Origin of the sequence: Romboutsia sp. 13368 (genome assembly GCF_018336475.1) — a bacterium.
Lineage (GTDB): Bacteria > Bacillota > Clostridia > Peptostreptococcales > Peptostreptococcaceae > Romboutsia.
The window spans coordinates 2,255,644-2,268,471 of the sequence record NZ_CP048741.1 but is presented as its reverse complement, the minus strand read 5'-3'; the positions used below and the strand labels follow the sequence as shown (position 1 = coordinate 2,268,471).

General features: G+C 41.3%; 5 protein-coding genes and 6 rRNA genes. All 11 read left to right on the top strand.

The features are described 5' to 3' along the window. The coding region (locus G3997_RS09485; RefSeq protein WP_296645532.1) for a uroporphyrinogen-III synthase at positions 1-291 on the top strand (291 nt) is incomplete at its 5' end. A gap of 24 nt (positions 292-315) precedes the next feature. Next, positions 316-1,293, top strand: coding sequence for a porphobilinogen synthase (gene hemB, locus G3997_RS09480; protein WP_296645531.1), 978 nt, complete (start codon positions 316-318; stop codon positions 1,291-1,293). Between the two features lie 92 nt (positions 1,294-1,385). Beyond that, on the top strand, positions 1,386-1,970 hold the full coding sequence (locus tag G3997_RS09475; RefSeq protein WP_296645530.1) for a precorrin-2 dehydrogenase/sirohydrochlorin ferrochelatase family protein: 585 nt from the start codon (positions 1,386-1,388) through the stop codon (positions 1,968-1,970). Positions 1,971-2,304: 334 nt separating this feature from the next. Further along, positions 2,305-3,807, top strand: a 16S ribosomal RNA gene (locus G3997_RS09470). A 138-nt stretch (positions 3,808-3,945) separates the two neighbouring features. Further along, positions 3,946-6,042, top strand: a 23S ribosomal RNA gene (locus tag G3997_RS09465). Between the two features lie 14 nt (positions 6,043-6,056). Then, positions 6,057-6,173, top strand: a 5S ribosomal RNA gene (gene rrf / locus G3997_RS09460). 155 nt (positions 6,174-6,328) lie between these two features. Beyond that, the gene (locus G3997_RS09455) at positions 6,329-6,553 is read left to right on the top strand and encodes a substrate-binding domain-containing protein (protein WP_296645529.1); all 225 of its coding nucleotides are present in this window, start codon (positions 6,329-6,331) and stop codon (positions 6,551-6,553) included. Positions 6,554-6,600: 47 nt separating this feature from the next. Next, on the top strand, positions 6,601-7,227 hold the full coding sequence (locus G3997_RS09450) for a YesL family protein (RefSeq protein ID WP_296645528.1): 627 nt from the start codon (positions 6,601-6,603) through the stop codon (positions 7,225-7,227). A gap of 544 nt (positions 7,228-7,771) precedes the next feature. Further along, positions 7,772-9,274, top strand: a 16S ribosomal RNA gene (locus tag G3997_RS09445). 231 nt (positions 9,275-9,505) lie between these two features. After that, positions 9,506-12,404 (top strand): 23S ribosomal RNA (locus tag G3997_RS09440). Between the two features lie 138 nt (positions 12,405-12,542). Further along, positions 12,543-12,659, top strand: a 5S ribosomal RNA gene (gene rrf, locus G3997_RS09435). The 16S, 23S and 5S rRNA genes sit together here, the layout of an rRNA operon. Positions 12,660-12,828: the final 169 nt, after the last annotated feature.

The window sequence follows — 12,828 nt, the reverse complement described above, 5'->3', positions numbered from 1 at the left end:
ATAAAAGAAATTYATACTTATGAAAGTGTAATAGATACTAGTAGGAAAGAAAATATTTTAGATATATTAGATAATGAAAATTTAGATTATATAACTTTTGCAAGTTCTTCAAGTGTAAGAAACTTTGTAGAAATTATAGGACAAGAGAATTTAGAAAAAATAAATAATTGTAAAATAATATCTATAGGACCTATAACTTCAGCTACTGCAAGAGAGTTAAATATAGAAATTTATAAAGAAGCAGAAAAATCAACTATAGATAAGATAGTAGAAGCAATTATTTTAGATTAGCTGATTTACTTTTGGAGGAGTATTATGTTAAGAAGACCTAGAAGATTAAGAGTTAATAAAGCTATAAGAAATTTAGTTAGAGAAACTAAGTTAAATGTAGAAGATTTAATTTATCCTTTATTTATAGTAGAGGGTGAAAATATAAAAAGTGAAATATCATCTTTACCAGATGTATATCATTTTTCAGTTGATATGCTAGAAGATGAGATAAAAGAAATAAGAGAATTAGGAATTGAGCATGTATTATTATTTGGTATACCTCATGAGCATGGAAAAGATATTTGTGGTAGTGAATCATACAATTATAATGGAATAATTCAAAGAGCTATAAGAAAAATAAAAGAAATAGAGCCTAATATGAATGTTATTACAGATGTATGTATGTGTGAATACACTAGTCATGGACATTGTGGGATTCTAACTGAGGATGGTTATGTAGATAATGATAAAACATTAGAATATTTAGGTAATATAGCAGTAAGTCATGCAAAAGCAGGTGCTGATATGATTGCTCCATCAGATATGATGGATGGAAGAATAAAATCTATAAGAGAGGCTTTAGATAAAGCTGGATTTGTACATATACCAATAATGTCCTATAGTGTAAAATATGCATCTACATTCTATGGTCCATTTAGGGAAGCTGCAAACTCAGCTCCAGCATTTGGTGATAGAAAAACATATCAAATGGATCCAGCTAATACTAATGAAGCTTTAGTGGAAGCTGAACTTGATGTATTAGAAGGGGCAGATATATTAATGGTAAAGCCAGCATTATCATACTTAGATGTAATAAGAAGAGTAAAGGATAATTATAATTTACCTTTAGCCGCTTATAATGTTAGTGGTGAATATGCTATGCTTAAATCAGCAGTTAAAAATGGTATATTAAGTGAGGATGCTATATATGAATCTGTTATGTCTATAAAAAGAGCAGGAGCAGATATAATAATAACTTATTTTGCTAAAGATTTAGCTAAAATAATAAAAGATAATAAATAATTTTGATTTTATAATGTGGTGTCGTATAGTATTTAATAAATTTATACTATATGCCATCATATTTTAATATAAGGGGGAAGGAGTATTTTGATATGTTATACCCTATAAATTTAGAATTAAAAAATATAAATATAACTGTTGTTGGAGGAGGTGAAGTAGCATATAGAAAATGTAAAAACTTTTTAGATTTTGGTAAAAGTGTAAGAGTTGTTTCACCTAGGTTTATTGATGAATTTGAATTAATTAAAAATGATATAGAGCTGATTTATGATGAATATAAAGAAGAATATATAAAAGATAGCTTTATTGTAGTAGCAGGAACAAATAATAAAGCAATAAATAAAAATATAGGTATATATTGTAGGGAGTGTGGTAAACTAGTTAATGTGGTAGATGATATAGAACTATCAAATTATACAGTACCATCATATGTAAAAAGAGGAGATTTACTTATTAGTATATCAACTGGTGGAAAAAGTCCATCTCTATCATCTAAAATAAAAAAAGAATTAGAGGAAAAATATGATGATAGCTATGAAGAATATATAAACATCTTAGGCGAAATAAGAAAAGAAGTTATAAAAAAATATAAAAATATTTCAGAACGAAAAAAGGTACTAAATAGCTTGATAAATCTAAGTTTAGAAGAACTTATAATTATTAAAAATAACTTATAATAAGTAAAAAAATAAAAAACTTTGTAAAAAAGTGTTGACGATATGATTATGAGATGGTATAGTTATACTTGTCCTTAAGGAAAGGGCAAAAWAAAATAAAAAACTTTAAAAAATTAAGTTGACAAAGAAAAACAACTTTGGTAAACTTAAGAAAGTAAAGTGAAATGAACTTTGAAAATTAAACAGTAGGTTAATTTATAGAATTACAACTAACAAACCAAGCCAGATATTCAGATAATGATTAGTCTGAGCAGGTAACAACTTTTATTTGAGCAACGGATTTATCTGAAGCGGTAGCGAAGATATATCGTTGGCGATATAAATTCGAAGAATTTATTTTGAGAGTTTGATCCTGGCTCAGGATGAACGCTGGCGGCGTGCCTAACACATGCAAGTCGAGCGATTTACTTCGGAGAAGAGCGGCGGACGGGTGAGTAACGCGTGGGTAACCTGCCCTGTACACACGGATAACATACCGAAAGGTATGCTAATACGAGATAATATGCTTTTATCGCATGGTAGAAGTATCAAAGCTTTTGCGGTACAGGATGGACCCGCGTCTGATTAGCTAGTTGGTGAGGTAACGGCTCACCAAGGCGACGATCAGTAGCCGACCTGAGAGGGTGATCGGCCACATTGGAACTGAGACACGGTCCAAACTCCTACGGGAGGCAGCAGTGGGGAATATTGCACAATGGGCGAAAGCCTGATGCAGCAACGCCGCGTGAGCGATGAAGGCCTTCGGGTCGTAAAGCTCTGTCCTCAAGGAAGATAATGACGGTACTTGAGGAGGAAGCCCCGGCTAACTACGTGCCAGCAGCCGCGGTAATACGTAGGGGGCTAGCGTTAGATGGAATTACTGGGCGTAAAGGGTGCGTAGGTGGTTTCTTAAGTCAGAGGTGAAAGGCTACGGCTCAACCGTAGTAAGCCTTTGAAACTGGGAAACTTGAGTGCAGGAGAGGAGAGTGGAATTCCTAGTGTAGCGGTGAAATGCGTAGATATTAGGAGGAACACCAGTTGCGAAGGCGGCTCTCTGGACTGTAACTGACACTGAGGCACGAAAGCGTGGGGAGCAAACAGGATTAGATACCCTGGTAGTCCACGCCGTAAACGATGAGTACTAGCTGTCGGAGGTTACCCCCTTCGGTGGCGCAGCTAACGCATTAAGTACTCCGCCTGGGAAGTACGCTCGCAAGAGTGAAACTCAAAGGAATTGACGGGGACCCGCACAAGTAGCGGAGCATGTGGTTTAATTCGAAGCAACGCGAAGAACCTTACCTAAGCTTGACATCCTTTTGACCTCTCCCTAATCGGAGATTTCCCTTCGGGGACAGAAGTGACAGGTGGTGCATGGTTGTCGTCAGCTCGTGTCGTGAGATGTTGGGTTAAGTCCCGCAACGAGCGCAACCCTTGCCTTTAGTTGCCAGCATTAAGTTGGGCACTCTAGAGGGACTGCCAGGGATAACCTGGAGGAAGGTGGGGATGACGTCAAATCATCATGCCCCTTATGCTTAGGGCTACACACGTGCTACAATGGGTGGTACAAAGAGAAGCAATACCGCGAGGTGGAGCTAATCCCTTAAAGCCATTCTCAGTTCGGATTGTAGGCTGAAACTCGCCTACATGAAGCTGGAGTTACTAGTAATCGCAGATCAGAATGCTGCGGTGAATGCGTTCCCGGGTCTTGTACACACCGCCCGTCACACCACGGAAGTTGGGGGCGCCCGAAGCCGGATTGCTAACCTTTTGGAAGCGTCCGTCGAAGGTGAAATCAATAACTGGGGTGAAGTCGTAACAAGGTAGCCGTATCGGAAGGTGCGGCTGGATCACCTCCTTTCTAAGGAGAATTGCCTACTGTTTAATTTTGAGGGTTCATTCCTCAATTAGTACTTTGAAAACTGCATAACATTTAGTGATATGACATCATTTTAAACATATATAGACAGATAAGTCTTAAAAATCAACTTTAATAACTGGTCAAGTTATTAAGGGTGCAGGGCGGATGCCTTGGCACTAGGAGCCGATGAAGGACGTGATAAGCTGCGATAAGCTTCGGGGAGTTGCACGTAAACTTTGATCCGAAGATTTCCGAATGAGGAAACTCACTTAGAGTAATGTCTAAGTATCGTTAAGTGAATACATAGCTTAGCGAGGGGAACCCGGGGAACTGAAACATCTAAGTACCTGGAGGAAGAGAAAGAAAATTCGATTCCGTAAGTAGCGGCGAGCGAAAGCGGAACAGGCCAAACCAATAAAGCTTGCTTTGTTGGGGTTGCGGACACGTCATAAACAAAGAGGTATCGTAAGTGAAGAGAGTTGGAAAGCTCCGCTATAAAGTGTAATAGCCACGTAGCTGAAACGAGAAGACTTTAGATGTGATCCAGAGTACCACGGGACACGTGAAACCCTGTGGGAAGCAGGAGGGACCATCCTCCAAGCCTAAATACTACCTAGTGACCGATAGCGCATAGTACCGTGAGGGAAAGGTGAAAAGAACCCCGGGAGGGGAGTGAAATAGAACCTGAAACCCTGTACTTACAAGCTGTGGGAGCACATTACTTGTGTGACCGCGTACTTTTTGTAGAACGGGCCAACGAGTTACGATATGCAGCAAGGTTAAGCACTTAAGGTGTGGAGCCGTAGCGAAAGCGAGTCTTAAATGGGCGACTAAGTTGCATGTCGTAGACCCGAAACCGGGCGACCTATCCATGAGCAGGTTGAAGCGAAAGTAAAATTTCGTGGAGGACCGAACCCACGAGCGTTGAAAAGCTCGGGGATGACTTGTGGATAGCGGTGAAATTCCAATCGAGCCCGGAGATAGCTGGTTCTCCCCGAAATAGCTTTAGGGCTAGCCTCAAGGTTGAGAGAAGCGGAGGTAGAGCACTGAATGTCCTAGGGGGTATTGCACTTACCGAAGACTATCAAACTCCGAATGCCGTATTCTTATACTTGGGAGTCAGACTGTGGGTGATAAGATTCATAGTCAAAAGGGCAACAGCCCAGATCGTCAGCTAAGGTCCCTAAATGTACGTTAAGTGGTAAAGGATGTGGGATTGCACAGACAACCAGGATGTTGGCTTAGAAGCAGCCACTCATTTAAAGAGTGCGTAATAGCTCACTGGTCGAGTGATCCTGCGCCGAAAATTTCCGGGGCTAAAACGTACTACCGAAGCTACGGCATCATTTATGATGGGTAGGGGAGCTTCGTATGCAGGCTGAAGCATGACCGTAAGGACATGTGGACAGTATACGAGTGAGAATGTTGGCATGAGTAGCGAGACGTGGGTGAGAATCCCACGGGCCGTAAACCCAAGGTTTCCAGGGGAAGGTTCGTCCGCCCTGGGTTAGTCGGGACCTAAGCCGAGGCCGAAAGGCGTAGGTGATGGACAACAGGTTGATATTCCTGTACCGCCAATAAGCGTTTGAGAGATGGAGTGACACAGTAGGATAAGCTAACCACACTGTTGGTTATTGTGTGGCTAAGTATTGAGGCAGTCTAGATAGGCAAATCCGTCTAGATAATGCTAGGATACGATGGGTAAGCCCTTCGGGGCGAAGTAGCTGATTTCACACTGTCAAGAAAAGCTTCTATCGAGTTTAAAGGCGCCCGTACCGTAAACCGACACAGGTGGGTGAGGAGAGTATCCTAAGGCCAGCGAGAGAACTATTGTTAAGGAACTCGGCAAAATGACCCCGTAACTTAGGGAGAAGGGGTGCCTGTCTATGACAGGCCGCAGAGAATAGGCCCAAGCGACTGTTTACCAAAAACACAGGTTTCTGCTAAGTCGCAAGACGATGTATAGGAGCTGACGCCTGCCCGGTGCTGGAAGGTTAAGGGGATCTGTTAGAGCAATCGAAGCAGTGAACTTAAGCCCCAGTAAACGGCGGCCGTAACTATAACGGTCCTAAGGTAGCGAAATTCCTTGTCGGGTAAGTTCCGACCCGCACGAAAGGCGTAACGATTTGGGCACTGTCTCAACAACAGACTGGGTGAAATTGTAATACCGGTGAAGATGNNNNTAAAATAATGATGGAAAATTAAATGATATGCAGTTTTCAGAGTATTAACTCTAAAAATAAAGATTATGTGGTTATTATAGCAAAGAGGATACACCTGTTCCCATACCGAACACAGAAGTTAAGCTCTTTAGCGCTAATGGTACTTGGTGGGCGACCGCCTGGGAGAGTAAGACGTAGCCACGTAATCTTTTTTATTTATTTAAATTTAGAAATTACTGAACTTATTTAAAAGCTCATTATATATATTATAAGAACAATTATGTATGAGTAATAATAGATGAATGTTTAAATAATTATTGGTATAAGAGAAAATAATTTTTAAAATAATGTATATAACTATGGAGATTGGGGATAATTATAATGTAAAACTTAATAACAATGGATTAGATATTTCTTATTATTATAATCCGTCAATAACAACTATTAGGCAGCCAGTAGAAGAGATGGCAAAAGAAACGACAAGAATATTATTCGATTTAATAAATAAAAAAAGTAAGAATCAACATAAAGTTTTTGAAGGAGAGCTTCTTATAAGGCAGTCAAGTTCTAAAATAAATAATTAAAGATAATAACGATTTGAATTTATGAAGATGTTAAGGGGAAGAGTTTTATGGATAGTTTATTCAGATATGATAATAAGTTTTGGGGAATAATAGATAAAATTACAGATATAGTACTTTTGAATTTTTTATTTATAGTGACATGTATACCTATAGTTACTATAGGAGCATCACTAAGTGCAATGTATTCCGTAGCTTTAAAAAAAATAAAAAATGAAGATATATATGTAGCTAAAGAGTTTATAAAAAGTTTTAGAGAAAGTTTTAAAGTAAGTACTATAGTGTGGATATTAATGATAATAGTTGGATGTGTTTTATTATTAGATTTTCATATTTCTAATTTAGTAGCCAATAAAGCTTTAAGTATAATATTAAAATTTATATTAACTTTAGTGGGCGTAGTTTATTTATTTAGCTTAACATATATATTTCCTATTATATCTAAGTTTGATAATACTATAAAAAATACTTTCATTAACTCAATACTTATGTCTATACAAAGTCTTCCTTATACTATAATAATGTTAATTATGAATATCCTAGGGATAATACTTATATTTTCATTAGAAAATCATTTTGGAAATGTATTATTCTTTTACATAATAATCGGGTTTGGAATTGTTTCATACGTTAATTCTATATTTTTAAATAAAATATTTGATAAATATACAAGATAATAGAAGTTAAATTAGAATAAAATTTAATAATATTAATAAAAAGGCATGTAAATCTACATGTCTTTTTTATATTTTTGAACATTAAATATGTATATATTTATTTTTATAAGGTATAAAATATAGAAAATAAATAATATCTTTTATATGTTAATAATAATCTTTATAATGTGGATAAAAAATCATATTATAAGTAAAAATCAAGTATATAGATTGTAGATAATGTGGATATAAAGAAAATTGACTGTTAATAACTTAATATAATAAAGTTATAATAAAAAAATGCTAAAAAAAATAATAAAAAAAGTGTTGACCATATAATTATTAGATGATATAGTAATACTTGTCCTTAAGGAAAGGGCAAAAGAAAATAAAAAACTTTAAAAAATTAAGTTGACAAAGAAAAACAACTTTGGTAAACTTAAGAAAGTAAAGTGAAATGAACTTTGAAAATTAAACAGTAGGTTAATTTATAGAATTACAACTAACAAACCAAGCCAGATATTCAGATAATGATTAGTCTGAGCAGGTAGTCAATCGAAGAATTTATTTTGAGAGTTTGATCCTGGCTCAGGATGAACGCTGGCGGCGTGCCTAACACATGCAAGTCGAGCGATTCTCTTCGGAGAAGAGCGGCGGACGGGTGAGTAACGCGTGGGTAACCTGCCCTGTACACACGGATAACATACCGAAAGGTATGCTAATACGAGATAATATGCTTTTATCGCATGGTAGAAGTATCAAAGCTTTTGCGGTACAGGATGGACCCGCGTCTGATTAGCTAGTTGGTGAGGTAACGGCTCACCAAGGCGACGATCAGTAGCCGACCTGAGAGGGTGATCGGCCACATTGGAACTGAGACACGGTCCAAACTCCTACGGGAGGCAGCAGTGGGGAATATTGCACAATGGGCGAAAGCCTGATGCAGCAACGCCGCGTGAGCGATGAAGGCCTTCGGGTCGTAAAGCTCTGTCCTCAAGGAAGATAATGACGGTACTTGAGGAGGAAGCCCCGGCTAACTACGTGCCAGCAGCCGCGGTAATACGTAGGGGGCTAGCGTTATCCGGAATTACTGGGCGTAAAGGGTGCGTAGGTGGTTTCTTAAGTCAGAGGTGAAAGGCTACGGCTCAACCGTAGTAAGCCTTTGAAACTGGGAAACTTGAGTGCAGGAGAGGAGAGTGGAATTCCTAGTGTAGCGGTGAAATGCGTAGATATTAGGAGGAACACCAGTTGCGAAGGCGGCTCTCTGGACTGTAACTGACACTGAGGCACGAAAGCGTGGGGAGCAAACAGGATTAGATACCCTGGTAGTCCACGCCGTAAACGATGAGTACTAGCTGTCGGAGGTTACCCCCTTCGGTGGCGCAGCTAACGCATTAAGTACTCCGCCTGGGAAGTACGCTCGCAAGAGTGAAACTCAAAGGAATTGACGGGGACCCGCACAAGTAGCGGAGCATGTGGTTTAATTCGAAGCAACGCGAAGAACCTTACCTAAGCTTGACATCCTTTTGACCTCTCCCTAATCGGAGATTTCCCTTCGGGGACAGAAGTGACAGGTGGTGCATGGTTGTCGTCAGCTCGTGTCGTGAGATGTTGGGTTAAGTCCCGCAACGAGCGCAACCCCTGTCGTTAGTTGCCAGCATTCAGTTGGGGACTCTAACGAGACTGCCAGTGACAAACTGGAGGAAGGTGGGGATGACGTCAAATCATCATGCCCCTTATGCTTAGGGCTACACACGTGCTACAATGGGTGGTACAGAGGGCAGCCAAGTCGTGAGGCGGAGCTAATCCCTTAAAGCCATTCTCAGTTCGGATTGTAGGCTGAAACTCGCCTACATGAAGCTGGAGTTACTAGTAATCGCAGATCAGAATGCTGCGGTGAATGCGTTCCCGGGTCTTGTACACACCGCCCGTCACACCACGGAAGTTGGGGGCGCCCGAAGCCGGATTGCTAACCTTTTGGAAGCGTCCGTCGAAGGTGAAATCAATAACTGGGGTGAAGTCGTAACAAGGTAGCCGTATCGGAAGGTGCGGCTGGATCACCTCCTTTCTAAGGAGAATTGCCTACTGTTTAATTTTGAGAGTTCTTTTTAAMAAACTNGATCCTCCTCATCTCCACCATTAGTACTTTAAGCAACGGATATGACTGAAGCGAAAGCGAAGGAATATCGTTGGCGACGTACTTTAGTACTTTGAAAACTGCATAACATTTAGTGATATGACATCATTTTAAACATATATGACAAGAAAAGTCTTAAAAATTACAATTCTTTTAATAACTGGTCAAGTTATTAAGGGTGCAGGGCGGATGCCTTGGCACTAGGAGCCGATGAAGGACGTGATAAGCTGCGATAAGCTTCGGGGAGTTGCACGTAAACTTTGATCCGAAGATTTCCGAATGAGGAAACTCACTTAGAGTAATGTCTAAGTATCGTTAAGTGAATACATAGCTTAGCGAGGGGAACCCGGGGAACTGAAACATCTAAGTACCCGGAGGAAGAGAAAGAAATTCGATTCCGTAAGTAGCGGCGAGCGAACGCGGAACAGGCCAAACCAATGAAGTTTACTTCGTTGGGGTTGCGGACATACGACATGGAAAGATATCATAGATGAAGAGAGTTGGAAAGCTCCGCTATAAAGTGTAATAGCCACGTAGTCAAAATGAGAAAAATACTAGTATGATCCAGAGTACCACGGGACACGTGAAACCCTGTGGGAAGCAGGAGGGACCATCCTCCAAGCCTAAATACTACCTAGTGACCGATAGCGTATAGTACCGTGAGGGAAAGGTGAAAAGAACCCCGGGAGGGGAGTGAAAGAGAACCTGAAACCCTGCACTTACAAGCTGTGGGAGCACATTACTTGTGTGACCGCGTACTTTTTGTAGAACGGGCCAACGAGTTACGATATGCAGCAAGGTTAAGCACTTAAGGTGTGGAGCCGTAGCGAAAGCGAGTCTTAAATGGGCGACTAAGTTGCATGTCGTAGACCCGAAACCGGGCGACCTATCCATGAGCAGGTTGAAGCGAAAGTAAAATTTCGTGGAGGACCGAACCCACGAGCGTTGAAAAGCTCGGGGATGACTTGTGGATAGCGGTGAAATTCCAATCGAGCCCGGAGATAGCTGGTTCTCCCCGAAATAGCTTTAGGGCTAGCCTCAAGGTTGAGAGAAGCGGAGGTAGAGCACTGAATGTCCTAGGGGGTATTGCACTTACCGAAGACTATCAAACTCCGAATGCCGTATTCTTATACTTGGGAGTCAGACTGTGGGTGATAAGATTCATAGTCAAAAGGGCAACAGCCCAGATCGTCAGCTAAGGTCCCTAAATGTACGTTAAGTGGTAAAGGATGTGGGATTGCACAGACAACCAGGATGTTGGCTTAGAAGCAGCCACTCATTTAAAGAGTGCGTAATAGCTCACTGGTCGAGTGATCCTGCGCCGAAAATTTCCGGGGCTAAAACGTACTACCGAAGCTACGGCATCATTTATGATGGGTAGGGGAGCTTCGTATGCAGGCTGAAGCATGACCGTAAGGACATGTGGACAGTATACGAGTGAGAATGTTGGCATGAGTAGCGAGACGTGGGTGAGAATCCCACAGGCCGTAAACCCAAGGTTTCCAGGGGAAGGTTCGTCCGCCCTGGGTTAGTCAGGACCTAAGCCGAGGCCGAAAGGCGTAGGTGATGGACAACAGGTTGATATTCCTGTACCGCCAATAAGCGTTTGAGAGATGGAGTGACACAGTAGGATAAGCTAACCACACTGTTGGTTATTGTGTGGCTAAGTATTGAGGCAGTCTAGATAGGCAAATCCGTCTAGATAATGCTAGGATACGATGGGTAAGCCCTTCGGGGCGAAGTAGCTGATTTCACACTGTCAAGAAAAGCTTCTATCGAGTTTAAAGGCGCCCGTACCGTAAACCGACACAGGTGGGTGAGGAGAGTATCCTAAGGCCAGCGAGAGAACTATTGTTAAGGAACTCGGCAAAATGACCCCGTAACTTAGGGAGAAGGGGTGCCTGTCTATGACAGGCCGCAGAGAATAGGCCCAAGCGACTGTTTACCAAAAACACAGGTTTCTGCTAAGTCGCAAGACGATGTATAGGAGCTGACGCCTGCCCGGTGCTGGAAGGTTAAGGGGATCTGTTAGAGCAATCGAAGCAGTGAACTTAAGCCCCAGTAAACGGCGGCCGTAACTATAACGGTCCTAAGGTAGCGAAATTCCTTGTCGGGTAAGTTCCGACCCGCACGAAAGGCGTAACGATTTGGGCACTGTCTCAACAATAGACTCGGTGAAATTGTAATCCCGGTGAAGATGCCGGGTACCTGCGACAGGACGGAAAGACCCCATGGAGCTTTACTGTAGCTTGACGTTGGGTCTTGGTACTACATGTACAGGATAGGTGGGAGACTATGAAGCATGGACGCCAGTCTGTGTGGAGTCATCCTTGGGATACCACCCTTGTAGTACTGGGATCCTAACCATAGGCCTTGAATCAGGTCTTGGAACACCGTCAGGTGGGCAGTTTGACTGGGGCGGTCGCCTCCTAAAAAGTAACGGAGGCGCTCAAAGGTTTCCTCAGCACGGTCGGAAATCGTGCGAAGAGTGTAAAGGCAAAAGGAAGCTTGATTGCAAGACATACAGGTCGAGCAAGGACGAAAGTCGGACTTAGTGATCCGGTGGTACCGCATGGAAGGGCCATCGCTCAACGGATAAAAGCTACCCTGGGGATAACAGGCTTATCTCCCCCAAGAGTCCACATCGACGGGGAGGTTTGGCACCTCGATGTCGGCTCATCACATCCTGGGGCTGTAGTAGGTCCCAAGGGTTGGGCTGTTCGCCCATTAAAGTGGTACGCGAGCTGGGTTCAGAACGTCGTGAGACAGTTCGGTCCCTATCCGTCGCAGGCGTAGGAAATTTGAGAAGACCTGTCCTTAGTACGAGAGGACCGGGATGGACGTACCTCTGGTGTACCAGTTGTTCTGCCAAGGGCATGGCTGGGTAGCTATGTACGGAATGGATAAGCGCTGAAAGCATCTAAGCGCGAAGCCAACTTCAAGATAAGATTTCCCACCGTAAGGGTAAGACCCCAGGAAGACTACCTGGTTGATAGGTCGAAGGTGTAAGTGCAGTAATGTATTTAGCTTATCGATACTAATAGGTCGAGGACTTGACCAAAATAAACCTAAAAANNGGTGTAAGTGCAGTAATGTATTTAGCTTATCGATACTAATAGGTCGAGGACTTGACCAAAATAATGATGGAAAATTAAATGATATGCAGTTTTCAGAGTATTAACTCTAAAAATAAAGATTATGTGGTTATTATAGCAAAGAGGATACACCTGTTCCCATACCGAACACAGAAGTTAAGCTCTTTAGCGCTGATGGTACTTGGTGGGCGACCGCCTGGGAGAGTAAGACGTAGCCACGTAATCTTTTTTTGTTATTTAGAACGTTAGTTTAGATTTTGATATTAATTTTAATAATACATAATAATGATATTTTAAGTATTCGGTAATACATTATTTGAGTAAATTAAATGATTTACATAGAGTTTTTTATTATAGCTTCAAATATAATATATTGTTTTAAAGATAAAA

Excerpts from the sequence above, each read along its gene's own strand:
- G3997_RS09475 (WP_296645530.1), top strand. The coding sequence starts at position 1,386 with ATGTTATACCCTATAAATTTAGAATTAAAAAATATAAATATAACTGTT.
- G3997_RS09450 (WP_296645528.1), top strand. The coding sequence starts at position 6,601 with ATGGATAGTTTATTCAGATATGATAATAAGTTTTGGGGAATAATAGAT.
- G3997_RS09455 (WP_296645529.1), top strand. The coding sequence starts at position 6,329 with ATGGAGATTGGGGATAATTATAATGTAAAACTTAATAACAATGGATTA.
- hemB (WP_296645531.1), top strand. The coding sequence starts at position 316 with ATGTTAAGAAGACCTAGAAGATTAAGAGTTAATAAAGCTATAAGAAAT.